The organism is Agreia sp. Leaf244, assembly GCF_001422695.1.
GTDB lineage: Bacteria > Actinomycetota > Actinomycetes > Actinomycetales > Microbacteriaceae > Agreia.
Genome location: NZ_LMLX01000001.1, coordinates 283936 through 309639, shown reverse-complemented (window position 1 = coordinate 309639; position 25704 = coordinate 283936). Strand labels below are relative to the sequence as shown.

Annotated in this window: 22 protein-coding genes; 18 read left to right on the top strand and 4 right to left on the bottom strand. The window is 66.2% G+C overall.

Translation table 11 applies throughout. The annotated features are described in order from the left end of the window. Positions 1–80: 80 nt before the first annotated feature. The 17 genes from ASF06_RS01405 (at position 81) to nrdF (ending at position 21462) form a co-directional block, all read left to right on the top strand. Positions 81–1424 carry a carbohydrate ABC transporter permease gene (locus tag ASF06_RS01405; protein WP_082500615.1) on the top strand — a complete coding sequence of 448 codons (1344 nt, stop codon included), beginning with the start codon at positions 81–83 and terminating at the stop codon, positions 1422–1424. After that, positions 1421–2383, top strand: a complete 963-nt coding sequence (locus ASF06_RS01400) for a carbohydrate ABC transporter permease (protein ID WP_055942413.1) — start codon at positions 1421–1423, stop codon at positions 2381–2383. The genes ASF06_RS01405 and ASF06_RS01400 overlap by 4 nt, the downstream gene beginning before the upstream one ends. Before the next feature lie 119 nt (positions 2384–2502). After that, positions 2503–4410 (top strand): ABC transporter ATP-binding protein, encoded by a 1908-nt coding sequence (locus tag ASF06_RS01395; RefSeq protein ID WP_442853923.1) that lies wholly within the window; start codon positions 2503–2505, stop codon positions 4408–4410. Positions 4411–4487: 77 nt separating this feature from the next. Continuing rightward, on the top strand, positions 4488–6665 hold the full coding sequence (locus tag ASF06_RS01390; protein WP_200920283.1) for an adenylate/guanylate cyclase domain-containing protein: 2178 nt from the start codon (positions 4488–4490) through the stop codon (positions 6663–6665). Between the two features lie 7 nt (positions 6666–6672). After that, the gene (locus ASF06_RS01385; RefSeq protein WP_055942408.1) at positions 6673–8094 is read left to right on the top strand and encodes a mechanosensitive ion channel family protein; all 1422 of its coding nucleotides are present in this window, start codon (positions 6673–6675) and stop codon (positions 8092–8094) included. A 28-nt stretch (positions 8095–8122) separates the two neighbouring features. Beyond that, positions 8123–8899, top strand: a complete 777-nt coding sequence (aqpZ, locus tag ASF06_RS01380; protein WP_055942405.1) for an aquaporin Z — start codon at positions 8123–8125, stop codon at positions 8897–8899. 42 nt (positions 8900–8941) lie between these two features. After that, positions 8942–10306 (top strand): cystathionine beta-synthase, encoded by a 1365-nt coding sequence (locus tag ASF06_RS01375; protein ID WP_055924167.1) that lies wholly within the window; start codon positions 8942–8944, stop codon positions 10304–10306. Between the two features lie 44 nt (positions 10307–10350). Next, the gene (locus ASF06_RS01370; RefSeq protein ID WP_055942402.1) at positions 10351–11508 is read left to right on the top strand and encodes a cystathionine gamma-synthase; all 1158 of its coding nucleotides are present in this window, start codon (positions 10351–10353) and stop codon (positions 11506–11508) included. 50 nt (positions 11509–11558) lie between these two features. Beyond that, positions 11559–11795, top strand: coding sequence for a hypothetical protein (locus ASF06_RS01365; RefSeq protein WP_055924161.1), 237 nt, complete (start codon positions 11559–11561; stop codon positions 11793–11795). A gap of 41 nt (positions 11796–11836) precedes the next feature. Next, complete coding sequence (locus ASF06_RS01360; RefSeq protein ID WP_055942399.1) at positions 11837–13003, top strand: N(5)-(carboxyethyl)ornithine synthase; 1167 nt, start codon at positions 11837–11839, stop codon at positions 13001–13003. A gap of 119 nt (positions 13004–13122) precedes the next feature. After that, positions 13123–13797 (top strand): DedA family protein, encoded by a 675-nt coding sequence (locus tag ASF06_RS01355; protein WP_082500614.1) that lies wholly within the window; start codon positions 13123–13125, stop codon positions 13795–13797. Between the two features lie 9 nt (positions 13798–13806). Further along, a complete protein-coding gene (locus ASF06_RS01350) occupies positions 13807–15768 on the top strand; it encodes a S9 family peptidase (protein WP_055942396.1) in 1962 nt (653 codons plus the stop codon). 71 nt (positions 15769–15839) lie between these two features. Then, positions 15840–17246: an APC family permease gene (locus ASF06_RS01345; protein WP_055942393.1), complete on the top strand. Its 1407-nt coding sequence runs from the start codon at positions 15840–15842 to the stop codon at positions 17244–17246. A 298-nt stretch (positions 17247–17544) separates the two neighbouring features. Then, entirely contained in the window at positions 17545–17778 is a 234-nt protein-coding gene (gene nrdH / locus ASF06_RS01340; RefSeq protein ID WP_044441583.1) for a glutaredoxin-like protein NrdH, read from the top strand. Between the two features lie 43 nt (positions 17779–17821). Next, positions 17822–18232: a class Ib ribonucleoside-diphosphate reductase assembly flavoprotein NrdI gene (nrdI, locus tag ASF06_RS01335; RefSeq protein ID WP_200920310.1), complete on the top strand. Its 411-nt coding sequence runs from the start codon at positions 17822–17824 to the stop codon at positions 18230–18232. 35 nt (positions 18233–18267) lie between these two features. Then, positions 18268–20373, top strand: coding sequence for a class 1b ribonucleoside-diphosphate reductase subunit alpha (gene nrdE, locus ASF06_RS01330; RefSeq protein WP_055924141.1), 2106 nt, complete (start codon positions 18268–18270; stop codon positions 20371–20373). A 114-nt stretch (positions 20374–20487) separates the two neighbouring features. Continuing rightward, positions 20488–21462 (top strand): class 1b ribonucleoside-diphosphate reductase subunit beta, encoded by a 975-nt coding sequence (gene nrdF, locus ASF06_RS01325; RefSeq protein WP_055942386.1) that lies wholly within the window; start codon positions 20488–20490, stop codon positions 21460–21462. 100 nt (positions 21463–21562) lie between these two features. Here nrdF and hxlA read toward each other — a convergent pair whose 3' ends face one another. After that, the gene (gene hxlA, locus ASF06_RS01320) at positions 21563–22186 is read right to left on the bottom strand and encodes a 3-hexulose-6-phosphate synthase (RefSeq protein WP_055942378.1); all 624 of its coding nucleotides are present in this window, start codon (positions 22184–22186) and stop codon (positions 21563–21565) included. Between the two features lie 52 nt (positions 22187–22238). Continuing rightward, complete coding sequence (gene hxlB / locus ASF06_RS01315) at positions 22239–22826, bottom strand: 6-phospho-3-hexuloisomerase (protein ID WP_055942375.1); 588 nt, start codon at positions 22824–22826, stop codon at positions 22239–22241. A gap of 101 nt (positions 22827–22927) precedes the next feature. Here hxlB and ASF06_RS01310 point away from each other — a divergent pair, with 101 nt between their 5' ends. Then, positions 22928–23770, top strand: coding sequence for a helix-turn-helix transcriptional regulator (locus ASF06_RS01310; protein WP_055942373.1), 843 nt, complete (start codon positions 22928–22930; stop codon positions 23768–23770). Between the two features lie 24 nt (positions 23771–23794). On the opposite strand, the gene ASF06_RS01305 is transcribed toward ASF06_RS01310, so the two are convergent. After that, positions 23795–24220, bottom strand: a complete 426-nt coding sequence (locus ASF06_RS01305; protein ID WP_055942370.1) for an META domain-containing protein — start codon at positions 24218–24220, stop codon at positions 23795–23797. Next, positions 24217–25635, bottom strand: a complete 1419-nt coding sequence (locus tag ASF06_RS01300; protein ID WP_055942363.1) for a dihydrolipoyl dehydrogenase family protein — start codon at positions 25633–25635, stop codon at positions 24217–24219. Before ASF06_RS01300 ends, ASF06_RS01305 begins: the two co-directional genes overlap by 4 nt. Between the last annotated feature and the right edge of the window lie 69 nt (positions 25636–25704).

Sequence of the window (25704 nt, the reverse complement as noted above, 5' to 3'; positions counted from 1 at the left end):
TCTCATGATCAACGCGCTGGTTCATTAAGCGCTACTGTTGGCCAATCCAAGAGTCCACCGTTGTACTCGAAAGGGTATCCATGTCCGACACACGAACGAAGACGCCTCCGGTGTCGCAAGTACCTCCGGAGCCGCACGACTCCCCGAAGCGGCCGCCGTCGGCACGAACGACCAGGCTGGTCGTCGCCGGGGCCGCGGTCATCCTGGCCGTCGTCTTCATCCTGCTGATCACCTCGCCTCCGAACGATGACGCGAAGCCCGTCTCGCTCGGCTTCTCGCTGAACAGCCTCTTCCGATGGATGGGCAACCTGAACCCGCTGGTTCAGATCCCGATCATCATCGTGATCTTCGGCCTCGTGATCGCGTTGATCCTCGTTCTCATCGAGTACGCGCCTCGCTCAGGCAACTTCTACTTCTGGCTGCGTCTCGCCGCGTGCTTCGTGATTCCCGTTCTCGCGTTCATGCTGCTGCGCCCGTACCAGAACGCCCTGATCTGGGTCCTGGTCATAGCGCTCGTCGTCGGCGCCCTGCTCTTCTTCGCCGACTACCGGTCGAGGCAGGGAGCGGGCTACCTCTTCCAGCTGGTGACCTTCATGGCGCCGGCAGTGCTGCTTCTCGCCATCGGACTCATCTACCCGACCATCGCGACGATCTACCAGTCGTTCTTCGACAAGACGACGACCACGTTCGTGGGACTCGAGAACTACTTCTGGGTCTTCACCAACCCCGAGGGATTCTGGTCGGTCGTCAACACCCTCATCTGGGTGCTCGTCGCTCCGGTGTTCTCCACGATCATCGGCCTCGCCTACGCCGTGTTCATCGACAAGGCCCGCGGCGAGAAGTACCTCAAGTCGCTCGTGTTCATGCCGATGGCCATCTCGTTCGTGGGTGCCGGAATCATCTGGAAGTTCATCTACGACAACAGGCAGGGCGAGCAGGTCGGTCTGCTCAACGCCATCGTCACCGCCTTCGGCGGCCAGCCCGTCTCGTGGCTCGACGCGCAGCCGTTGATCAACACGCTCCTTCTTCTCGTCGTCTTCATCTGGACGCAGACCGGTTTCGCCATGGTGATCCTGTCGGCCGCCATCAAGGGAGTTCCGACCGAGCAGATGGAGGCCGCCGAACTCGACGGCACCAACGCCTGGCAGCGCTTCCGCAACGTCACCGTTCCCGGCATCCGTTCCTCCCTGATCGTCGTTCTGACGACGATCGCCATCGGCTCCCTCAAGGTGTACGACATCGTCGCCGTGATGACCGGTGGTCGCGCCAACACGACCGTTCTCGGCTTCGAGATGGTCAACCAGCAGCAGCGTTTCCAGAGCTACGGACACTCGGCGGCCCTCGCCGTGGTGCTGTTCCTGTTCGTGCTGCCGCTGATCATCTACAACGCAAACCAGATGAGGAAGCAGAGGGAGATCCGATGACCGCCGACACTCTCGTCGACACACGCACGAAGCGTCAGGTCGCCCGGCAGACCCAGAAGAGCGAGAAGATGGCGCAGAAGCGCCTCACCTCGAAGGGCGCGACGATCGCCGCGATCATCATCGCGGTCATCTGGACCATCCCGACCTTCGGCCTCTTCGTCACCTCGTTCCGACCCGGTGCCGACACCCAGTCGAGCGGCTGGTGGACCGTCTTCGTCAACCCGTCGTTCACGCTCGACAACTATTCGCAGGCGCTGAACTCGGGTGGAACCGCGTTGACCCTGGGCCAGTCGTTCATCAACTCGCTCGGCATCACGATTCCTGCAACCGTGTTCCCGCTCGTCATCGCCTCGCTCGCGGCCTATGCCTTCGCCTGGATCGATTTCAAGTTCAAGAACATCGTGTTCGTGGGTGTCTTCGCCTTGCAGATCGTGCCCATCCAGATGGCGCTCGTTCCGCTGCTGAGCCTCTTCTCGAAGGGTCTCACCGTCAACGGCGTCGGCATCTTCCCGGGGTTCGAGCTGCGTGACGCAGAGCACAGCTTCGCAACGGTGTGGATCGCCCATGCGATCTTCGCCCTGCCGCTGGCCATCTTCATGCTGCACAACTTCATCTCGGAGATTCCGGGTGAGGTCATCGAGGCCGCTCGCGTCGACGGAGCCGGACACGGACAGATCTTCTTCCGTATCGTGCTTCCCCTGGCCACGCCGGCCATCGCGTCGTTCGCCATCTTCCAGTTCCTCTGGGTGTGGAACGACCTGCTGGTCGCGACGATCTTCGCGCCGTCGACCTCGCTGCCGCTCACGCAGACGCTCAACTCGCTGTCGGGCACCTGGGGCAACCAATGGTTCCTGCAGTCGGCCGGTGCGTTCATCTCGATCATCGTTCCGCTCATCGTGTTCTTCTCGCTGCAGCGCTTCTTCGTTCGAGGCCTGCTCGCGGGAGCCACGAAGGGCTAGGCCGCCTTCGACAAGATCAGGCACTGAGTCGCCCTTCGACAGGCTCAGGGAACGCATCGTTCCCTGAGCCCGTCGAAGGGCTTTGTGCGTTGTGCGGCGGGTAAGTTGAAGAGATGAGTATGCGAGGGGGCGGCGGCGGCCGCCGAGGCGGGGTCAGCGCCGGCGACGCGGACCTCCAGAAGGAGCTGAACAAGGACGCCCCGAAGATCGACCACCTGCTGAGTCGCATCCTCTCGCTGTTCTCTCCCTATCGGCGACCGATCATCGGCACGATCGTGCTCGTGCTTCTCGGCGCCGGTCTCACGGTGATCCCTCCGCTGCTCACGCAGCGGGCGTTCGACGACGGTCTCTTCCCCTCGGCAGACCCTTCGGCAGGCTCAGGCAGCGACACGGGAGACGCCGGCTCGATCATCCAGGGCCCCAACCTGCCGGTGCTGATCGAGATCGTCGTGCTGATGATCGTGATCTACGTCGTGTCGAGCCTGCTGAGCGTCTGGCAGACGTATCTCACCGCGAAGGTCGGCAACAGTGTGATGGGCGCGCTCCGCGTTCGCCTGTTCACCCACCTCGAGGCGATGGAGCTGAGCTTCTTCACCAAGACGAAGACCGGCGTCATCCAGTCGCGCCTGCAGAACGACGTGGGCGGCGTGGCCAACGTTCTCACGAACACGATCTCGTCGATCCTCGGCAACACGGTCACGCTCATCGCAGCCGTGGTCGCCATGATCCTGCTGAACTGGCAGCTCACGATCGTGGCCCTGGTGCTCATGCCCATCCTGGTTCTCGCGCAGCGCCGGGTCGGCCAGGTGCGGGCCCGGATCGCGACGAAGACGCAGGAGTCGCTGTCGGACATGACGGCGATCACCCAGGAGACGCTGAGCGTCTCGGGCATCCTGCTGTCGAAGAGCTTCAACCGCCAGCAGACCGAGATCCGCCGCTACGCCGACGAGAACGCCACCCAGGTGCGGCTGCAGGTCAGCCAGCAGATGAGCGGCCAGTGGTTCTTCGCGATGGTCAACATCTTCCTGTCGGCCATTCCCGCCATCGTGTACCTCGTGGCCGGCTGGCTGCTGGTCGGCGGGGCGCCCGACATCACGGCGGGCACGATCGTCGCCTTCACGACCGTGCAGGCCAGGCTGCTGTTCCCCCTGCTCGGGCTCATGCGCGTCGCGCTCGACCTGCAGACCTCGAGCGCCCTCTTCGCGCGGATCTTCGAGTACCTCGATCTGAAGCCGGCCATCGCGGACGCGCCCGATGCGCGGTCGGTCGCGACGGCATCCCTCGGCCGGGTCGAATTCGACGAGGTCGTGTTTCGCTACCCGGATGCCGAGACCGACTCGCGGCCGACCCTCAACGGGGTCTCGTTCGTGATCGAGCCCGGCCAGTTCGCCGCGTTCGTCGGGCCGTCGGGGGCGGGCAAGACGACCGTGTCGTACCTGGTGCCGCGCTTCTACGAGGCGACCGATGGCACGGTGCGCTTCGCCGGCACCGACGTGCGCGAGCTCAGCCAGGACTCGCTCGTAGCGAACCTCGGAATCGTCAGCCAGGAGACGTACCTCTTTCACGCCACGATCGGCGAGAACCTGCGCTACGCGAAGCCGGATGCGACGCAGGCCGAGATCGAGGACGCGGCGCGGCAGGCGAACATCCACGATCGCGTCATGAGCTTTCCCGCGGGATACGACACGGTGGTGGGGGAGCGGGGCTACCGGTTGTCGGGCGGCGAGAAGCAGCGCATCGCGATCGCGCGAGTGCTGTTGAAAGACCCGGCGGTGCTCATCCTCGACGAGGCCACCAGCGCGCTCGACACCATCTCGGAACGGGTCGTGCAGGCGGCGCTCGACACGGCATCCCGAGGACGCACCACGATCGCCATCGCCCATCGTCTCTCGACGGTGCTGTCTGCGGACGTGATCTTCGTCATCGACAACGGCGAGGTCGTCGAGCGCGGAACGCACCAGGAACTCATCGACGCCGGCGGGGTCTACTCGACGCTGTACTCGCAGCAACGAGAAAATTCGTCGTGAAAAGTGACGGGTGTGACTAAGGTTGCACCCAGGGGGCGGCGGTTCGGGGGCGGCTCGGTAAATCGAATCGGGGCGCGATGTCAGGGGATAACTCTCTCTCGAACAGCCGGAGGCGAGCCGCACGACTCGGCTCGTCGGCGGGAACGCTGGTGCGACGCGGGCTGAGCATCCAGTCGAAGCTGCTGATCATGCTGCTCGGCGTGAGCATCGGGTCGACCCTGATCGTGGGGTACATCGGCTACACCTCCGGCACCGACAGCCTGCGGCAGGCCGAGTTCGACCGCATGACGAACCTGCGCGAGGCGAAATCGGATGCGATCGAGTCGCTCTTCACCAACATCGAGATCGGGTTGAATCTCGACTCGCAGGGAGCGACGGGCAACCAGGCGGCCTCGGAGTTCGCCTCGGCCTTCCAGGAGTTGCAGAACCAGCCCACCGACCCTGCCCAGACGGCCGCCGTCGAGACGTACTACGACGACAGCTTCATCCCCCAGCTCAACGAACGCACCGGCGCCACGAGTGTCTCCGACGCTTTCCTGCCGCAGACGAGCGCCGAGACGTACCTCCAGAATTACTACACCGTTCCGCCGGCGGGTGACTTCGATGCGGCCGCAGAGGTCGAGAACGCGGGCGACGGCAGCGCCTGGTCGGCCGTCAACGAGAAGTACAACCCGTACTTCCGCGAGATGGCGCAGCTGTACCAGTACGAGGACGCGCTCATTCTCGACACCCAGGGCAACATCGTCTATTCGGTCTACAAGGGCGTCGACCTCGGCTCGAATGTGAATACGGGGCCCTACAAGGGCACGAATCTCGCCGAGGCCTACACCGAGGCGCTGAACTCGAACATCGTCGACTTCGTGAAGGTCACCGACTTCGAGCGCTATCAGCCGAGCCTCGGTGTGCCGACGGCGTGGGGAGTCTCCCCGATCGGACAGGACGGAAACGTCGTCGGCGTGCTGGCCGTGCAACTGCCGATCAACGCCATCAACGACGTGATGACCGGCGACCAGCAGTGGAAGGAGGACGGACTCGGCGCTACCGGCGAGGCGTACATCGTGGGGCCCGACGACACCATGCGGTCGGTGTCCCGTCTGCTGATCGACGACCCCGAGCAGTATCGCGAACGTGCGATCTCGGGCGGCCTGTCGCCCGAGCTCGCTCAGCGCGCGGTCGACGTGAAGGGAACGGTCGAGCTGCAGACGGTCGACACGGCCCCGGTGCGCGAGGCGCAGCAGGGCAAGACCGGTGTGATGGTGGCGCAGAGCTACCTCGACAGGGAGACGCTCGCCGCCTACGGCCCCCTCGACATCAAGGGCCAGCAGTGGGTCATCGTGGCGAGCATCACCGCGGCGGAGGCCTTCGCGCCGGTGGCCGACTTCACGCGCAACCTCGTGCTGTCGATCGCGGCGCTGCTCGTGGTCGTGGCCCTGCTCTCACTTCTCCTCGCGCAGGTCTTCACCCGCCCGGTGCGCCGGCTCGTGGGTGCCGTCCGACAGGTGGCCGGGGGAGATCTCGGCGTGGAGGTGGCGGCGAACACCCGCGACGAGTTCGGCGACCTCGCGTCGGCGTTCAACGACATGAGTCGGAGCCTCCAGGTGAAGCAGGCGCTCATCGACGAGCAGCAGGCCGAGAACGACAAGATCCTGCACACGCTGATGCCCGAGTCCGTCGCGCGACGCTACCGCGACGGCGACGAGACGATCGCAGAGGACCATCAGGACGTGTCGGTGCTGTTCGCCGACCTCGTGGGCTTCGACGACTTCGCGGCCGGGCTGGGAGCGGAGAAGGAGCTCGCCCTTCTCAACGACCTCGTGCGCCAGTTCGACGAGGCCGCACAGGAGAAGGGCATCGAGAAGGTGCGAACCCTGCGCGAGGGCTACCTCGCCAGCTGCGGACTGATCGTTCCGCGGGTCGACAGCGCTCGCCGCACGGTGGACTTCGCGCTCGAGATGATCCGCATCGTCGAGCGGTTCAACGCCCAGCACGGGGCGACCCTCTCACTGCGCGCGGGAATAGACACGGGCACGGTCACCAGCGGACTGGTCGGCCGCTCGTCGATCGCGTACGACATGTGGGGCGACGCGGTGAGTATCGCCAACAGGGTGCAGGCGCTGGCCGGCAAGCCCGGCGTGTTCATCAGCCAGCGGGTGCGCGACAAGGTGGGCGAGCTGCCGAACATGACCGAGGTGGGCACGATCGAGACGAAGTCCGGCCCGCAGTCGGTCTGGCAGATCTCGCAGCAGAGGGGATGACGACGCCGTGATCGATCTCTGGAGCGAACCGTGGTTCGGCTGGGCCCTGGGCGTGGTCATCGCCCTGCCCGTTCTGCTCGTCGTGCTCACCGAGATCTACGGGGTGCTGCAGCGACGCGAATCACCCGCCGCCAAGCCCGTTCGGCTCCTGCGCAACTTCGTGGTTCCGGTGGCCGCGATCTTCGCGCTGCTCACCTTCGCGTCGCAGCAGAGCTTCGATCTGACCTGGGTGCGCGTCGTCGGCACGGTGCTCGGCTTTCTACTCATCCTGCTCGTGCTCTCGGCCTTCAACGTGGCCATCTTCGGCAATGCGCGCGAAGGCAGCTGGCGGGAACGCCTGCCCTCCATCTTCGTCACCCTCGCGCGGCTCGCGCTCATTCTGGTGGGTCTCGCCATCCTGTTCTCGTGGGTTTGGGGCGCGGATGTCGGGGGTCTCTTCGCGGCGCTGGGTGTCACATCCATCGTCATCGGCCTGGCGTTGCAGAACGCCGTGGGGTCGATCATCTCTGGCCTGCTGCTGCTCTTCGAGCAGCCGTTCAAGCTCGGCGACTACCTCGACGTGGGGGATGTCAGGGGCCGGGTCGTCGAGGTCAACTGGCGCTCGGTGCACATCGACACGGGCAACGGAATCCAGATCATGCCCAACTCGTCGCTGGCAGGCGGGTCGTTCACCAACCTGAGCCAGCCGGTCGACGGCTACGTGGCCACGGTGCCGGTCACGTTCACCACGGATGATGCCCCGCATGTCGTTCTGACGATGCTCTCCGAGACCGCGTCGGCGCTGCCGCACCTCGACAGCCGCAGCAGGCCGAGTGTCAGCTACGAGGGCAAGGCCTCGTACACGGTGAGCCTGCCGGTCACCAGTCCCGCGGTCGAGGGTGAGACCGTCTCGCTCTTCCTCGCCTGGCTCTGGTACGCCGCTCGCCGGCACGATCTCGGGCTCGACGGAGACACGACAGACCCGGTGAACACCCGCGAGAACGTGATCGAGGCACTGGGATTCGTCGGCCCCGGGCTCAACCTCCCGCAGGAGGATCTCGACGCGGTCGCCGATTCGTGCCGCATCGAGCAGTACGGTGCGGGAGAAATACTTCAGAAAGCGGGAATTGTTCCGGACTGTGTGCGTGTCGTTCTGACAGGCGTGCTCGAGCTGTCGGTACCGTACGAGGCGGGGAGGCTGCGCATCGGCGTCGTCGAGCGAGGCGAGTTCATCGGACAAGCCGCGCTCACGAGGCAGAAGACCACCACCGTGGTGGTCGCCAGTCGCCCGGTGACCGTTCTGCGTGTGCCCAGTCCGGTCGTCGACGACATGGTGCACAAGCACCCGTCGCTCGCTCGCCGCATCGGCGAGACGCTCGACAACCGGCGTTCACTCGCCGCGGCCGCACTCGCTGCCGCGCAGGCCTCGTCGGGAACCATCGCACTCTGACGCCCGTCCCGCAGCCCTGGAGGAACCCATGTCCTTTCCCGATGCCCCCGCACCCGCCGAGCCGTCGCTCGCGGCCAAGATCATCGCCGAGATCGCCGGAACGTTCCTTCTGGTCTTCGGCCTCGTCGGCACCGCCACCTTCTCCGCCTTCTTCGGCGACGCCGACGGTACGAACCCGCTCGGCGTGGGCTTTCTCGGCGTGGCCATCGCCCTCGGCCTCACCGTGATGATCGGCGCGTACGCGTTCGGCCCCATCTCCGGCGGCCACTTCAACCCCGCCGTGAGCATCGGACTCGCCGCGGCCGGCCGCTTCGCCTGGAAGGACGTGCCGATCTACATCGTCTCCCAGCTGGTCGGCGCGGTGCTCGGGGCGCTCGCGGTGTTCGCAATCGCGTCGGGCGGTCCCAAAGGCTTCCTCGATAAGGCCGTCGCGGGCGGATTCGTGTCGAACGGCTTCGGCGAGCACTCGCCCGGCGGCTTCGGGCTCGGCTCGGCCATCGCGATCGAGATCGTCATCACCTGCCTGTTCCTGTTCGTGATCCTCGGCGTGACCCACTCGCGCGCGCACCAGGGCTTCGCCCCGATCGCGATCGGCTTCACGCTCACCCTGCTGCTGCTCATCGCCATCCCCGTCGACAACGCGTCGATCAACCCGGCCCGCTCCATCGCGACGGCCGTCTTCGGCGGCGGCGACTGGCTCGCGCAGGTCTGGGTGTTCATCGTCTTCCCGATCGTCGGCGGCCTGATCGCGGGCCTCAGCTACCGCTACCTGTTCGACGGCGTGCGAAAGCTCGCCGCCACCTGATTCCCGGGGTTGCCCGACAGGCGTCGGTGATAGTTTCGTGAGGTGAAATACGCGAACACCGTCATCGACCTCGTCGGCAACACCCCCCTCGTCAAGCTCAACAGCGTCACCGAGGGCATCCAGGCCACGGTGCTCGCGAAGATCGAGTACCTGAACCCGGGCGGATCGTCGAAGGACCGCATCGCCACCCGCATCATTGATGCGGCCGAGCGCGAGGGCAAGCTGAAGCCGGGCGGCACCATCGTCGAGCCGACGTCGGGCAATACGGGCATCGGCCTGGCGCTCGTGGCCCAGCAGCGCGGCTACCGCTGCGTGTTCGTCCTCCCCGACAAGGTGGGTGAAGACAAGCGCAACGTGCTCACGGCCTACGGCGCCGAGATCGTGGTGACCCCCACGTCGGTGGCGCCCGAAGACCCCAACTCCTATTACTCGGTCTCCGACCGCCTCGCCCGCGAGATCCCCGGCGCCTTCAAGCCGAACCAGTACTCCAACCCGAACGGTCCGCTCAGCCACTACGAGACCACCGGCCCCGAGATCTGGGCCGACACCGAGGGCAGGATCACGCACTTCGTCGCCGGCGTCGGCACGGGCGGCACCATCTCGGGCGTCGGCCGCTACCTCAAAGAGGTCTCCGACGGCCAGGTCACGATCATCGGCGCCGACCCCGAGGGTTCGGTCTACTCCGGCGGCACCGGTCGTCCCTATCTGGTCGAAGGCGTCGGAGAGGACTTCTGGCCAGAGGCCTACGACGCCAGCGTGGTCGACGAGATCATCGCCGCGAGCGACGCAGAGTCGTTCGCCCTCACCCGCAGGCTGGCGCGCGAGGAGGGCCTCCTCGTGGGCGGATCCTCCGGTCTCGCCGTCGCCGCCGCGCTCAAGGCGGCCGCGAAGCTCGGCCCCGACGACGTGGTCGTCGTGCTCCTTCCCGACGGTGGTCGCGGCTACCTGGGCAAGATCTTCAACGACAAATGGATGCGCAGCTACGGTTTCGCAGACGCCACCGACGAGGCGACGGTCGGCGACATCCTCAAGGCCAAGACGGGGGCGCTGCCGGCGCTCGTGCACGCGCACCCCAGCGACACGGTGCGCGACGCCATCCAGATCATGACGAGCTACGGCGTCTCGCAGCTGCCGATGCTCTCGGCCGAGCCGCCCGTCGTCATGGGCGAGGTCACCGGCTCGCTCAACGAGCAGAGCCTGCTCGAAGAGGTCTTCTCAGGACGCGCGGCGATGACCGACCATGTCGGGGCCTTCGCCAGCGATCCTCTGCCTCTCATCGGCATCCACGAATCGGTCGCCTCGGCGCGACGCTTCCTCGGCAAGGCCGGGGCCCTGCTGGTGACCGATGACGGCAAGCCCGTTGCCGTGATCACCCGGCACGACCTGCTCACGTTCCTGAGCGAATAGCGCGCGGCCGAATAAAACGCCTCCGAAGAGACTTGAAAGTAGACATGCCCCAGAAAAAGCAGCAGTTCGAGACCGTCGCCGTTCATGCCGGACAGGAGTTCGACCCGACGACCGGCGCGATCATCCCGCCGATCTACCAGACGTCGACCTTCGTTCAAGACGGCATCGGCGGCTTCCGCGGCGGCTACGAGTACGCCAGGGGCGGCAACCCCACCCGCTCCTCGCTCGAGACGCTGGTCGCGGCACTCGAGGGAGCGAAGCACGGGCTGTCGTTCTCATCGGGGCTCGCTGCGGAGGACGCACTGCTGCGCGCCGTGCTCGAGCCCGGTGACCACGTGGTGCTGGGCAACGACGTCTACGGCGGAACGCACCGGCTCATCAACCGCGTCTTCGGTCGGTGGGGCGTCGAGAACGACACCGTCGAGATGATGAACCTGCAGGCGGTGGCCAAGGCCGTCATCCCCGGCAAGACCAAGGTGCTGTGGCTCGAGACGCCCTCGAACCCGCTGATGAAGGTCAGCGACGTGGCCGAGCTCGCCGAGATCGGCCATGCGGCGGGCGCGCTCGTCGTCGTCGACAACACCTTCGCGTCTCCCTACCTGCAGCAGCCCCTCGTGCTGGGCGCCGACGTGGTCGTGCACTCCACCACCAAGTACCTGGGCGGCCACTCCGACGTTCTCGGCGGCGCGCTCGTGCTCGACGACGACGAGCTGCACGAGAAGGTGCGCTTCCAGCAGTTCGCCGCCGGCGCCGTCTCGGGCCCGATGGATGCCTGGCTCACCGTTCGAGGAATCAAGACCCTCGCGGTGCGCATGGAGCGCCACAGCGACAACGCGCAGAAGATCGCCGAGTACCTCGTCGGACACTCGGCCATCGAGACCGTGTTCTACCCGGGTCTCGAGTCGCACCCCGGCCACGAGCTCGCCAAGCGGCAGATGCGTCGGCCGGGCGGCATGCTGTCGCTCGCGTTCAAGGGCGGCCCGAAGGCTGCGCGCAAGTTCGCCGAGTCGACGAAGCTGTTCTCGCTCGCCGAGTCCCTCGGAGGCGTCGAATCGCTCGTCGGCTACCCGACAGAGATGACCCACGCTTCGGTCAAGGGAACGGCGCTCGAGGTTCCCGAGAACCTCATCCGCCTCTCGGTCGGCATCGAGGGCGCCGACGACCTGCTCGCCGACATCGAGCAGGCCCTGCCCAAGAAGTAGGGTCACGCAACCCCCTCGTTCGGCGGGGTGGCCACGCTTAGCGTGGAGACATGAACTCCACCGACATCGTATGGAACGACGAAGCCCGCGCCAAGATCCTCGACGACAGCGACCGGGTGCTCCGCGAGGCGGTGCTCGAGCTGTCGAAGACCCTTGAAGGGCACGAGTCCGACGAGGCGTACGAGCAGCTGTTCGCGCGTCTGAAAGACCGTTTCATCGATTTCGAACCGGGGCCGGACATCCGCAAGTACGCGGATGCGATCGTGGCGGGCGACATCGCCGAGTAGCGCCAGGCCCGGGGTCGGCGGCCCGTGGCCTAGGGTCAGGTATGAGCGAAACCACTTCAGCGCCCGCCCTTCTGCGCCTCGGCGTGATGGCGACCTCACGCAAAGCCGATGAGCGTCGGCTGCCGATCCACCCGGCGCACCTCGAGCGCATCGACGAGGATCTGCGCGCGAACATGATCCTCGAGCGCGGCTACGGGCTGCGGTTCGGCATCCACGACTCCGAGCTGGAGCCGCTGGTCGCAGCCATGGCGACGCGCGACGAGATCATCGCCACGGCCGACGTGGTACTGCTGCCCAAGCCTCAAGCATCCGATCTCGAAGACCTGCGCGACGGCCAGGTCCTGTGGGGCTGGCCGCACTGCGTGCAAGACAGGGAGATCACCCAGCTCGCGATCGACAAGCGGCTCACGCTCATCGCCTGGGAGGCGATGAACCACTGGCAGTCCGACGGCGGATTCGGGCTGCACGTCTTTCACAAGAACAACGAGCTCGCCGGGTACTGCTCGGTCATCCACTCGTTGCAGCTCTGCGGATCGACGGGCGACTACGGGCGTCGCCTGACCGCCGTCGTCATCGGATTCGGTGCGACCGCCCGCGGGGCCGTCACCGCCCTCAACGCCCACGGCATCCACGATGTGCGCGTGCTCACCAACCGCGGGATCGCTGCGGTGGGGTCGCCCATTCCGTCGGTCGACATCATCCAGTTCGAGCACAACGACTCCGCGCCCTTCGAGAGCACCGTGAACACCGACGACGGGCCTGTGCTGCTCGCTCCCTTCCTCGCCGAGAACGACATCGTGGTGAACTGCACGCTGCAGGACCCGAACGCGCCGCTCACCTACCTGCGCACCGAGGACCTCGACGCCTCCCGGCCCGGAAGCCTCATCGTCGACGTGTCGGTGGACGAGGGCATGGGGTTCGAATGGGCCAGGGCGACCACGTTCGCCGACCCGATGTTCACCGTCGGCGAGTCGACCAACTACTACGCGGTCGACCACAGCCCCTCGCTGCTGTGGAACTCCACGACCTGGGAGATCAGCGAGGCGCTGATGCCGTTCCTCCGCATCGTTATGGAGGGCGCCGCGTCGTGGGCGGAGTCCGACACCATCAGGCGGGCGATCGAGATCGAGGGCGGCGAGGTGCGCAACCCGGCGATCCTGGAATTCCAGAAACGTTCAACGGAATACCCCTATACGCCGGTGCAGTGACGCCTAGCGTGAGGGTACGACCGGGGTGCCGCACGGATGGTCCCTCGGGTGGAGGTGCCGACGGCCGTTGATTCCTACGGTGGGAAGTACGTCGTTCGTCTCTCACCCCCGGAGGCTCCATGGAATTCGTCACAGACCTTCTCGTCGGTGCGGTGTCGTCGCCTTTCGCCCTGCTGGTGGTTTTCGCGGTCTGCATGCTCGACGCCTTCTTTCCTCCCGTGCCGAGCGACATCGTTCTCGTCGCGGCCGTCGCCGTCGCGGTCGGCAGCGGTCCCGCTCTGCTCGTGCCGCTCATCGTGGTCGCCGCGCTCGGCGCGATGATCGGCGACAACATCGTCTTCGAGCTGGGCCGCCGGATCGGCACGACGAGATACCGCTGGATGCGCAGTCGTCCCATGCGGGCTGCGATCGCGAGTGCGGAGCACCAGCTGCTCGCCCGCCCCGCGAGCCTCATCATCACGGGCCGCTACATACCGGTGGGTCGGATCGCCGTGAACCTCACGGCGGGCAGCGTGGGGCTGCCGCGCCGCACCTTCGTGCCGCTCAGCATCATGGCGGGCGCATCCTGGTCGCTCTACATGTTCGCCGTCGCCCTACTCGCCTCTGCCTGGATCCAGGACAACCCGCTGCTCTCGGCCCTCATCGCGGCCGCGTCGGCCGTGCTCCTCGGCCTGCTGGTCGATCGCGTGATGTCTCGCGCGGCCCGGGTTGCTCGGGCGAAGAGGGATGCGTCGGGCGAGGCCGCCGGGCCCGTCGCGACCCCCGACATCGTGGCTGTCGGTGCGCCGTTGTAGCGTGAACGCATGACCGAGCCCCGCATCGCCCCGTACGGAACCTGGACCTCGCCCATCAGCGCGGAGTCCCTCGCGAGCTCGGGTCACCCCGTCGGTGGGGGCGCCTATGCGGGCGACGAGGTGTGGTGGCAAGAACTCCGGCCCACCGAGGGCGGCCGCATCTCCATCCGCCGCGCGGGGCCGGCCGGCGAGCCGGTCGACGTGCTGCCGCAGCCGTGGAACGCGCGAACCCGCGTGCACGAATACGGCGGGGGAGCGTGGACCGTGGCGGGCCTCGCCGACGGCCCGCCGGTGCTGGTCTTCGCGAACTTCGACGACCAGCGGGTCTACCGCCTCGACGTCGACACCGTAGGCGCGGCCCCGACGCCTCTCACTCCCGACGGGCTCGGCATGCGCTTCGCAGAGCTGCAGTACCGCGGCGCCGAGATCATCGCGGTTCGCGAGACCCATTCGGGCGGCGACCTCGAGCGCGACATCGTCGCCATTCCGCTCGACGGCAGTGCCGCGGCCGACGCGGGGCGCATCCGTTCGATCGTGGCGGGGTCGCGCTTTCTGGCGTCGCCGCGCCTCTCGCCCGACGGCACGATGATCGCGTGGATCGCGTGGGAGCACCCGCAGATGCCGTGGGACGGCACGGAGTTGCGGGTCGGGTCTCTGGGCGACGACGGCCGGGTTCTCGACTGGCGCACCCTGGCCGGCAGCACCACCGAGTCGGTCCTGCAGCCCGAGTGGCGCGACGAGCAGAGCCTCTTTGTGATCAGCGACCGCACCGGCTGGTGGAACCTCTATCTGCTCGATCTCGGGTCGCAGAGCCCCGAAGCGCGGGCGCTGCACACCGCGCCGAGAGACTTCGGCGGCGCCCTGTGGATGCTCGGCACCACCTGGTACTCGGTGCTCGATTCAGACACGCTGCTGACCGTGAGCACCTTCGGCACCGACCAGGCCGCTGTCCTCGACGTGAACTCGGGGCTTCTCGAAGACATCGAGCTGCCCGTCGACTCTGTCTCCTTCGGGGCGCGCCGAGGCGATCGCATCCTCGTCACGGGCGGCAGCGCCGTTCTGGCGTCGGGGCTTCGAGAACTCGACCTGCAGACCGGCGTGCTCACAGACATCCGACTCTCTGTGGACCACCTGCCCGACGACGCGTATCTGCCCACCGCGGCCGCGCGCACCTTCGGCACGGCCGACAGGCCCGTGCACACCTTCGTCTACGAGCCCGCCAATTCCGACTTCGCAGCGCCTGAGGGCGAGCTGCCCCCGTTCGTGGCCTTCGTGCACGGCGGCCCCACGAGCCGCACCGTGCCCGCGGTCAATCCTGCGATCGCGTATTTCACGTCGCGGGGCATCGGCGTTGTCGACATCAACTACGGCGGCTCGACCGGCTACGGTCGCGAGTACCGCGACCGGCTGCGCGGTCAGTGGGGCATCGTGGATGTCGACGACACGGTCGCCGCCGTACGCGGGCTCGCAGAGGCGGGCCTCGCCGACGGTTCGCGGTTGGCCATCCGCGGCGGCTCCGCAGGCGGGTGGACCGTTCTGGCCTCGCTGACGCGGTCCGACGTGTTCGCCTGCGGGGCCTCGTACTTCGGCGTCGCCGAGCTCACCCTCTTCGCCCAGGAGACCCACGACTTCGAGTCGCGCTACATCGACGGCCTGGTCGGCCCGCTGCCCGAGGCCGCAGCCCTCTACGAAGAGAGGGCCCCGTTGAACAACGTCGACGGGCTGTCGTGCCCGGTGCTGCTGCTGCAGGGGCTCGACGACGAGATCGTTCCGCCGTCGCAGGCCGAGCGCTTCAGAGACGCGCTCGAGGCCAAGGGTCTGAAGCATGCCTACCTGGCCTACGAGGGCGAGTCGCACGGGTTCAGGCGCGCATCCACCATCATCTCGGCCACCGAGGCCGAACTCTCGTTCTACGGGCAGGTCATGGGCTTCACCCCGGTCGACGTGCCGGTGCTCGAACTCAAGGGGTAGACCGCACACCGGCCCCCATGCAGTCTTGCTGCAGACGGGCACGATGGCGGTGATGGACGGGAGTGAGTGCGATGACGGTTCTCGATGACAGGAAGGCCGGCGACGGCGAGTCCGCGCAGCCCGAACTCAAGCGGGTGATGGGCCCCAAGCTGCTGCTGCTGTTCATCGTCGGCGACATTCTCGGCACGGGCATCTACGCGCTCACGGGCCAGGTCGCGGCCGAGGTCGGGGGAGCCGCGTGGCTGCCCTTCCTCGTGGCCTTCGGCGTGGCCATGCTCACCGCGTGCTCCTATCTCGAGCTGGTGGGCAAGTACCCGCAGGCCGCCGGAGCGGCGCTGTATGTGCACAAGGCCTTCGGCATCCATTTCGTGACGTTCATCGTTTGCTTCACGGTGATGTGCTCGGGGCTCACCTCGGCCTCGGCCGCATCGGGCGCGTTCGCCAGCAATTTCGCCACCGGGTTCGGCCTCGACAGCTCCAATCCGGGCATCCTGCTGGTCGTGGCGCTGCTGTTCATGCTGCTGGTCATGGCGGTCAACCTGCGCGGCGTCGCCGAGAGTGTGGGGCTCAACGTGGTGCTGACCCTCGTCGAGCTGTCGGGCCTGCTGCTCGTGATCCTCATCGGCAGCTTCGCCATCTTCGGTGGCAACGCCGACTTCTCGCGCGTCGTCGCGTTCGAGACGCCCGAAGACAAGGGTCTCTTCCTGGCCATCAGCACGGCGACGTCGCTGGCGTTCTTCGCCATGGTCGGCTTCGAGGACTCGGTGAACATGGTCGAAGAGGTGAAGAACCCCTCCCGCATCTTCCCTCGGGCGCTGCTCTCGGGCCTCACCATCACGGCCGTCGTCTACGTGGTGGTCGCGATCATCGCCGTGGCCGTTGTGCCCGTGGGCGAGCTGGCGGGAAACGACACCCCTCTCGTGACCGTCGTGCAGACGGCGGCGCCCGACTTCCCGATCTCGGCCCTGATCCCGTTCATCTCCCTGTTCGCGGTCGGCAACAGCGCCCTTATCAACATGATGATGGCGAGCCGTCTGCTCTACGGCATGAGCAAGAGGGGCGTGCTGCCGTCGTTCCTGTCGAAGGTGCACACCAAGCGCCAGACGCCGTTCGCCGCCATCCTGTTCACCACGGCCATCGCTCTCGCCCTGACCGCCTACGTGTCGATCGATCCCGAGAACCCGCTCGTCATCCTGCTCGGCGGAACGACCTCTCTTCTGCTGCTCGCCGTCTTCGCTCTCGTGAACGTGAGCGTGCTCGTGCTGCGGCGCGACAAGGTCGACCACGAGCACTTCAGAACTCCCACGGCGCTTCCGGTTCTGGGTGTGATCGTGTGCGTCTACCTCGTGCTGCCCTGGTCGTCTGGCAGGCCGGCGGAGCAGTACGAGATCGCGGGTGTGCTGCTCGGTATCGGAGTGGTGCTCTGGGGTGTCGGGCGTCTGGTGGGCAGACGCGTTGCGACACGCCGAGCGGAATGATCGCCGCATCTTTTTTGGAAAGTTTTTCGCCGCCCGAGTTATCCACAAGAGGAGAGATCAACCGTGAATTTCAGGCATTTTTCTTGTGGAGAAATGGTTGATAAGGGTGTGCACTTCGTGTGGAGAATTACACGGGTGTAACACTTCATCTAGTGGCAGTCGAAGAGACCCATCCCTATATGTAGTATTGAACTCCCGGCACGGTGACGGGGCCTCACGGCCCCTGAGATACCCCGCCAGTACCACAAACCAATACAGAACATCCCACCCTTCCCCTTCGTCTGAAAGGCGCATTTCCATGGCAATCACGGTTTACACGAAGCCCTCCTGCGTGCAGTGCACGGCCACCTACCGCGCCCTCGAGAACAAGGGCCTCGAGTACGAGATCTTCGACGTGTCGGTCGACGAGAAGGCCCTGGCCGCCGTCAAGGAGCTGGGCTACCTGCAGGCGCCCGTCGTCATCACCGACAACGACCACTGGTCGGGTTTCCGCCCCGACAAGATCGATGAGCTGGCCCGTCTCGCCGGCTAGTCACCCCGTGTCACTCGCAGCGGTGGTCGACACGATCCCCACCCTGTCGAACCTGGTCTACTTCTCGTCGGTGTCGGGCAATACCCATCGCTTCATCGAGAAGCTCGGGATGCCGGCTGATCGCATCCCACTGCACAAGTGGCAGCCGAGACTGATGGCCACCGAACCCTACGTTCTCGTGCTCCCCACCTACGGTGGGGGCACCGAGGGCGGGGCGGTTCCCAAACAGGTGATCTCGTTCCTCAACGACGAGCACAACAGATCCCTCATCCGCGGAGTGATCTCTGCAGGCAATACCAACTTCGGGGAAGCCTTCTGCAAGGCCGGCGACATCGTCTCCCGCAAGTGCGAAGTTCCCCACCTCTACAAATTCGAAGTATTCGGAACCCCGGACGACGTCACCGCCGTCCACGAAGGATTGGAAGCGTTTTGGACGTCCCCACAGCATCACTAGAGAACACCCGCATCGAGACCCCGGGTCAGGTGCAGATGGATTACCACTCGCTGAACGCGATGCTGAACCTCTATGGGCCGAACGGCGAGATCCAGTTCGACAAAGACAAAGAGGCGGCGCGCGAGTTCTTCCTGCAGCACGTCAACCAGAACACGGTCTTCTTCCACTCGCTGCGCGAGCGCCTCGACTACCTCGTCGAGAAGGAGTACTACGAGGCCGAGACCATCGAGCAGTACTCGTTCGAGTTCATCACCAAGCTCAACGACCTCGCCTACTCGAAGAAGTTCCGCTTCGACACCTTCCTCGGCGCGTTCAAGTACTACACCTCGTACACGCTGAAGACATTCGACGGAAAGCGTTACCTCGAGCGCTTCGAAGACCGCGTCGTGATGACGTCCCTCGGCCTCGCCGGCGGCAACGAGCAGCTCGCGATCAACCTCGTCAACGAGATCATCGGCGGCCGCTTCCAGCCGGCCACCCCCACGTTCCTCAACACGGGCAAGGCCCAGCGCGGCGAGCTCGTCTCCTGCTTTCTTCTCCGCATCGAAGACAACATGGAGTCGATCTCCCGCGCAATCAACTCCAGCCTCCAGCTCTCCAAGCGCGGCGGCGGGGTGGCGCTGCTGCTGTCGAACATCCGCGAGTCGGGTGCGCCCATCAAGCAGATCGAGAACCAGTCCTCGGGAATCATCCCCGTGATGAAGCTGCTCGAAGACTCCTTCAGCTACGCCAACCAGCTTGGCGCGCGCCAGGGTGCCGGTGCGGTGTACCTGCACGCCCACCACCCCGACATCATGCGCTTCCTCGACACCAAGCGTGAGAACGCCGATGAGAAGATCCGCATCAAGACGCTCTCCCTCGGCGTCGTCGTTCCCGACATCACGTTCGAGCTCGCCAAGAAGGGAGAAGACATGTACCTCTTCTCGCCTTACGACGTCGAGCGTGTCTACGGTGTGCCGTTCGGTGACATCTCGGTGAGCGAGAAGTACCACGAGATGGTCGACGACTCGCGCATCAAGAAGACCAAGATCAAGGCCCGCGACTTCTTCCAGACGATCGCCGAGATCCAGTTCGAGTCGGGCTACCCGTACATCATGTTCGAAGACACCGTGAATGCGGCGAACCCCATCAAGGGCCGCATCAACATGTCGAACCTGTGCTCCGAGATCCTTCAGGTCAACACCCCGACCACGTACAACGAAGACCTGTCGTACGACACGATCGGCAAAGACATCTCGTGCAACCTGGGCTCGATGAACATCGCCCTGGCGATGGATGCGCCCGACTTCGGCCTCACGGTCGAGACGGCGATCCGGGGTCTCTCCGCAGTCTCCGACATGAGCCACATCACGTCGGTGCGCTCCATCGAAGACGGCAACGACAAGTCGCACGCCATCGGCCTTGGCCAGATGAACCTGCACGGCTACCTCGCTCGTGAGCGCATCTTCTACGGCTCCGAAGAGGGCATCGACTTCACGAACATCTACTTCTACACGGTGCTGTTCCACGCCCTGCGCGCCTCGAACGCCATCGCGATCGAGCGCGGCGTCAAGTTCGAGGGCTTCGAGGACTCGACCTACGCATCCGGCGCGTTCTTCGACAAGTACACCGACGCGGAGTGGGTGCCCGCCACCGACCGCGTCCGCGAACTCTTCGACACGGCCGGGGTGCACATCCCGACACAGGCCGACTGGGACCAGCTGAAGGCATCCGTCATGGAGCACGGCATCTACAACCAGAACCTGCAGGCCGTGCCGCCCACCGGATCGATCTCGTACATCAACAACTCCACCGCATCGATCCACCCGATCGCGGCGAAGATCGAGATCCGCAAGGAAGGCAAGCTGGGTCGCGTCTACTTCCCGGCCCCGTTCATGACGAACGACAACCTGGAGTACTACCAGGACTCGTACGAGATCGGCGCCGAGAAGATCATCGACACCTACGCCGCGGCAACGCAGCACGTCGACCAGGGTCTCTCGCTGACGCTGTTCTTCAAGGACACGGCGACCACCCGCGACATCAACAAGGCGCAGATCTACGCATGGCGCAAGGGCATCAAGACGATCTACTACATCCGTCTTCGCCAGATGGCCCTCGAGGGCACCGAGATCGAGGGATGCGTGAGCTGTGCGCTCTAGCGCTCCCGGCCTTTCGACAGGCTCAAGGAACGAGTCGTTCCCTGAGCCTTGCCTGCGGGCATCCACACCCACGCTCCACATCGACAAGCTCAGTGAACGAAAGAAAATAAGGTCATGGTCGAGAAGCTCAAACTGGTGTCGCACGTCAATGCGATCAACTGGAACAGAATCCAGGACGACAAAGACGTGGAGGTCTGGAACCGGCTCGTCAACAACTTCTGGTTGCCCGAGAAGATTCCGCTGTCGAACGACGTGCAGTCGTGGAACACGCTGACGCCCGCCGAGCAGCAGCTCACCATGCGCGTGTTCACCGGACTCACCCTGCTCGACACGATCCAGGGCACGGTCGGCGCGGTCAGTCTCATTCCCGACGCGATCACGCCTCACGAAGAGGCCGTCTACACGAACATCGCGTTCATGGAGAGCGTGCACGCCAAGAGCTACTCGTCGATCTTCTCGACCCTGTCGAACACGAAAGACATCGACGAGGCGTTCCGCTGGTCGACCGAGAACGAGAACCTTCAGAAGAAGGCCGCGATCGTCATGGACTACTACACGGGTGACGACCCCCTGAAGCGCAAGGTCGCCTCGACGCTGCTCGAGTCGTTCCTCTTCTACTCGGGCTTCTACCTGCCCATGTACTGGTCGAGCCGCGCCAAGCTCACGAACACGGCAGACATGATCCGCTTGATCATCCGCGACGAGGCCGTGCACGGCTACTACATCGGCTACAAGTTCCAGCGCGGACTCGAGACGGTCAGCCAGGAGCGCCGCGACGAGATCAAGGACTACACGTTCTCGCTGCTCTACGAGCTCTACGACAACGAGGTGCAGTACACACAAGACCTCTACGACGAGGTCGGCCTCACCGAAGACGTCAAGAAGTTCCTGCACTACAACGCCAACAAGGCGCTCATGAACCTCGGCTACGAGGCCATGTTCCCGAAGACGGTCACCGACGTGAACCCGGCCATCCTGTCGGCGCTCTCGCCGAACGCCGACGAGAACCACGACTTCTTCTCGGGCTCGGGCTCGTCGTACGTCATCGGCAAGGCTGTAGTCACCGAAGACGAGGACTGGGACTTCTAAACCCCACCTTCACGCAACGAACGCGGGTGTTCCCGCCCAGCGCAGTGGTTGAACCACCGCGCCAGGCGGGAACACCCGCGTTTCGTGTTGCTGCCGTGCGTCAGACGATGGCGGCGCGCAGCTCTGCGGCGGCGGCTCCCACGTCGGGGGCTCCGTAGATGGCGCCTCCGGCGACGGCGACCTGGGCGCCCGACTGCTGAACGGAGGCGATGGTCGAGGCGTTGATGCCACCGGCTACCGAGAACGGCACGCCGGACGCCTTGCCGTCGTCGAGCAGGGTCGAGAACGTGAAGCCCTCCTCGGCCTGCTCGTCGAGGCCCGCGTGCATCTCGACGAACTCGGCGCCCAGGGCCACGACCTGCTGGGCGCGCTCGGACTTGTTGGCGACGCCGATCAGGTCGACGACGATGCCCTTGCCGTGCTTCTTCGCGGCCTTGACCGCGCCGACGATGGTGCTGTCGCCGGCGGTGCCGAGCACGGTCACCAGGTCGGCTCCCGCGGCGAACGCGATGTCGGCCTCGAGCTCTCCGGCATCCATCGTCTTGAGGTCGGCGAAGACGATCTTGTCGGGGTGAGCGGCCTTGATGGCCGTGACGGCCGAGAGGCCGGCGCTCTTGATGAGCGGGGTGCCGAGCTCGAGGATGTCGACGTGCGGCGCGGCCGCCGCGGCCAGCTCGAGGGCGGCTTCGGTGGTGAGGGTGTCCATGGCGAACTGCAGTTTCATTGTGTTCCTTCGTGTTGCGGGTGGAGGGAGGGGAAAGTCGAATCGAGCTGGGTCACTCGAGGTTCGCGTGCCGCGGCCAGAGCTCGTCGGCCGTGCGGCCCGAGCGCTGCCACAGGGTGTGGAAGAGTGCGTCGCCGACCAGCACGACCGTCTGCTCGAAGAGGCCGCCGGCGTACTGGGCGGATGCCGTCATCGACCTGTCGAGTTTGGCCGCGGCGGGCACGACGAGGGTCGCCGACGCGAGTTCGGAGAGCGGAGACTCCGTAGCCGTCGTGATGAGAGCGACACGGGCGCCTGCCTCGACCGCGGAGCGGGCGGCGCGCACGATGCTCTCGGTCGTTCCCGAGCCGCTGGCGGTGAGCAGCACGTCGCCCTCGGCGATCGCCGGTGTCGTGGTCTCTCCGACGACGTGCACCTCGTGGCCCAGGTGCATCAGCCGCATGGCCGTCATGCGCAGGGCGAGCCCCGAGCGGCCTGCGCCGTGAACGAAGACCCTGCGGGCTCGCGCGATCTCGTCGACCAACGCCTCGGCGCCGTCGTCATCTGAGGAGGCGTCGTCGGTGAGCCGCTCGACGACCGATCCGAGCTCTGCGGCGATCAGCGAGAGGGAGCGGTCGAACCCGGGTGCATCTGAACTCATTCCTCCAGTCTTCGCGGGTCGGCAGACCGGTGCCCCCGCCCGGACGGCCGGTTTCGCCTATACCGATGGGTAGGTAGGGGTTCAGCGGGTAGGGTGGCCGGATGCCTGACCTCGACCTCGACGACGCCGCCTCGGCCGCCAGCAGACGGTGGCGAGCCGAGCAGGCCCGCCTCTCCGCAGAGCAGACCGACAGGCACGCCGTGGTGCTGGAGTCTGTGCTCGCCGTGCTCAGGTCGACCCGGCTCGACGATCGCGCATCCAGAGCCATGGCGATCGACGTGGCCGCGTCGGCTCTCGTGGGACTGCGCACGGCGAACGACGAACGCTCGAGCGTTCAGCTCGAGCCGGTGGTCGGAGCGTTCGCGCGCCTGCGCAGCGACCTGCGCCCCCTTGTGCGTTTCGGCGACCTCGACGTGCAGTTCGTCGAGCCGCCGTCGACCGGCCGGGCGCTTCCCGGTGAGGTCGCGCACGCCGCCCGCGCCATCGTTCGCAGCGCCGTGCTCGCGCTCGTCGACGCGGGCGAGAGCCGCAAGGTGCGCATCCAGTGGGACTGCGACGGGCTGAACCTGCTCATCGGAATCCGCGACGACGGGGCGGGCGAGCTCACGCCCCACGATGATTCGCTGCGGCCGATCGCCGAACGTGTCACCGCGTTGAACGGCGGCTTCGACGTCACAGCGACTCCCGGGTGGGGATCGTCGCTCGCGATCACGCTGCCCCTCGATCCGCCCGCCGTTCCGGAGCCGCTCGCCGACGTGGTGTCGCTGTCACCGCGGGAGCGCGAGGTGCTGAAGCTCGTGGCCTCGGGCGCCCAGAACCGCGCGATCGCGGAGCAGCTGGGGGTCAGCGCGAACACGGTGAAGTTCCACGTGTCGAACGTGCTGCGCAAGGCCGGCGTGCGCACCCGTGGAGAGCTCGCCGTGCTGAGCCGCCCGGGGGCGTAGCGGCCGCCCCGATACGGCAGGGTTCTAAGAGCCCTCGAGCCGGCCGATGACGGTTCCGTCGGCCGACCTCACGGTCATGACGCCGGCCTGCACCTGGGCGGTCGCGACCTGAGCGAGCCACGTGTCCATGCCCTGGCAGGCGATCTCCGTCGACGCGATGTCGCCCAAGACCACCCCGTCACTCTCCGCGTAGGTCCACGTGCCGCTGAGCGTGTTGCATCCGTCGCTGCCTCGAAATGTGCCGTCTTTCTCGAGGGACATGTACGGCTGCAGGAGGGAATCGCTCCCGTCTTCTGTCCACGTACCGAAGAGCCCGCCGGGGAGGAGGATGACGGTCGACGCGGGCGTCGAGGCAGGTCCGCCGAAGGCGCAGGCGGAAAGGAGAAGCAACGCAGCGAAGGCGGATGCGCCCGCGACAAGGCGGAGCCGGCGTCGTGGGGCGTGTCTCACCTCAGCTCGCCGTCGTCGTCCGCCGGGGCATCGGCCAGCAGTGCCCTCGCCGCCATGCCGATCACGGCGCTGTAGGTGGGGTAGGCGAAGCGCACGTTCGCGAGAGTCGACACGTCGACTCCCGCTGCCATCGCGGTGGTCACCGACTGGATGACCTCGATCGCGTTCTCCCCGACGGCGTGGGCTCCGAGGATCAGCTCGCGTCGTGGGTCGGCGATGAGCTTCAAGAAGCCCGTCTCCCGGTCGTCGATGACCGCGCGGTCGACAGCGGCGAAGGCAACGGTCGCAACGACGCACTCGATACGCCGCTCGCGGGCCTGCTGCTCGGTGAGCCCCACGCCCGCGTAGTCGGGATCGGTGAAGCCACCCGCCGGCAGCAGATGATGCGGCGTTCGACGGTTGGCGCCCAGCACGGCGTTCTCCGCCGCGGCCTCTCCCTCGAACTGTGCCGCCTGCACGAGCATGTCCCGCCCGTTCGCGTCGCCGACGGCGAAGATGTGCGGAACGACCGTGCGGAAGTACGCGTCGGCCGGAATGGCCGAGCGCACGACCTCGATGCCCGCCTTCTCGAGACCCAGGTCCTCGACGTCCGCCGGCCATCCGGTGGCCATGATGACGGCGTCGAAGTCGGCTTGGTGTGCGTCTCCGCCGTCTCTCCACGACAGGGTGATGCCGCCGTCGTCTGCGCGCGCCAGACCGTCGACGCCCTCGATGCCGGTGCGCACCTCGATTCCCTGTTCGACGAACGCGGCCGCCACCGCCTCGGAGATCGACGGATCGGAGGGCATGAGCACCCGCGGCGCGAGGTCGAGCACGGTGACCTGCGATCCGAAGGAGCTGAACACGGTGACCAGCTGGGCGCCGGTGTTGCCCGCCCCGATCACGGCGACGCGGCCCGGCAGCGACGGCAGGTCGAGCACCTGTTCGGGCACCGTGGCGAGCTCGGCGCCGGGGATCGGCAGGCGCCGAGAGTGACCGCCGACGCACACGAGGATCGACGAGGCCGTGATGCGGCGACCGCTGTCGAGAACGAGGGTCTTGTCGTCGGCGAACCTCGCCCGTCCCTCGTGAATGAGGTGGATGCCCGCCTCGGCGAAGCGTTCGGCCTCGCGTTTGATCGAGCGCACCCGGTCGACGCGCTCTCTGACGCGGGCGACCGTGGTGGCCCAGTCGATCGTGGGAGCCGCGACCTCGACCCCGTAGACGTCGGCGTGACGCGTCTCGCGAATGAGTCGCGCGGTCTTGGCCAGCACGCGTGTCGGAACGCATCCCGTGTTCACGCAGGTGCCGCCGACCCGCGCCGCTTCGAGAACGACGACGCTCGCGCCGAGCTCAGCCGCGCGGAGAGCGGCGGCCGTTCCCGCGGGGCCGGCGCCGATCACGGCCACGTCGTAGTGATCCCTGTAGTCAGTCATGGTGGGACAGTAGCGCGGCCGACCACGAACAGGGGAGGGGTGGCGCGCCAAACTCGGGCTGAACAGAAT

Coding starts and splice junctions, on each gene's coding strand:
- ASF06_RS01405 (WP_082500615.1), top strand. CDS start 81: ATGTCCGACACACGAACGAAGACGCCTCCGGTGTCGCAAGTACCTCCG.
- ASF06_RS01400 (WP_055942413.1), top strand. CDS start 1,421: ATGACCGCCGACACTCTCGTCGACACACGCACGAAGCGTCAGGTCGCC.
- ASF06_RS01395 (WP_442853923.1), top strand. CDS start 2,503: ATGCGAGGGGGCGGCGGCGGCCGCCGAGGCGGGGTCAGCGCCGGCGAC.
- ASF06_RS01390 (WP_200920283.1), top strand. CDS start 4,488: ATGTCAGGGGATAACTCTCTCTCGAACAGCCGGAGGCGAGCCGCACGA.
- aqpZ (WP_055942405.1), top strand. CDS start 8,123: ATGTCCTTTCCCGATGCCCCCGCACCCGCCGAGCCGTCGCTCGCGGCC.
- ASF06_RS01370 (WP_055942402.1), top strand. CDS start 10,351: ATGCCCCAGAAAAAGCAGCAGTTCGAGACCGTCGCCGTTCATGCCGGA.
- ASF06_RS01365 (WP_055924161.1), top strand. CDS start 11,559: ATGAACTCCACCGACATCGTATGGAACGACGAAGCCCGCGCCAAGATC.
- ASF06_RS01360 (WP_055942399.1), top strand. CDS start 11,837: ATGAGCGAAACCACTTCAGCGCCCGCCCTTCTGCGCCTCGGCGTGATG.
- ASF06_RS01355 (WP_082500614.1), top strand. CDS start 13,123: ATGGAATTCGTCACAGACCTTCTCGTCGGTGCGGTGTCGTCGCCTTTC.
- ASF06_RS01350 (WP_055942396.1), top strand. CDS start 13,807: ATGACCGAGCCCCGCATCGCCCCGTACGGAACCTGGACCTCGCCCATC.
- ASF06_RS01345 (WP_055942393.1), top strand. CDS start 15,840: ATGACGGTTCTCGATGACAGGAAGGCCGGCGACGGCGAGTCCGCGCAG.
- nrdH (WP_044441583.1), top strand. CDS start 17,545: ATGGCAATCACGGTTTACACGAAGCCCTCCTGCGTGCAGTGCACGGCC.
- nrdE (WP_055924141.1), top strand. CDS start 18,268: ATGGATTACCACTCGCTGAACGCGATGCTGAACCTCTATGGGCCGAAC.
- nrdF (WP_055942386.1), top strand. CDS start 20,488: ATGGTCGAGAAGCTCAAACTGGTGTCGCACGTCAATGCGATCAACTGG.
- hxlA (WP_055942378.1), bottom strand. CDS start 22,186: ATGAAACTGCAGTTCGCCATGGACACCCTCACCACCGAAGCCGCCCTC.
- hxlB (WP_055942375.1), bottom strand. CDS start 22,826: ATGAGTTCAGATGCACCCGGGTTCGACCGCTCCCTCTCGCTGATCGCC.
- ASF06_RS01310 (WP_055942373.1), top strand. CDS start 22,928: ATGCCTGACCTCGACCTCGACGACGCCGCCTCGGCCGCCAGCAGACGG.
- ASF06_RS01300 (WP_055942363.1), bottom strand. CDS start 25,635: ATGACTGACTACAGGGATCACTACGACGTGGCCGTGATCGGCGCCGGC.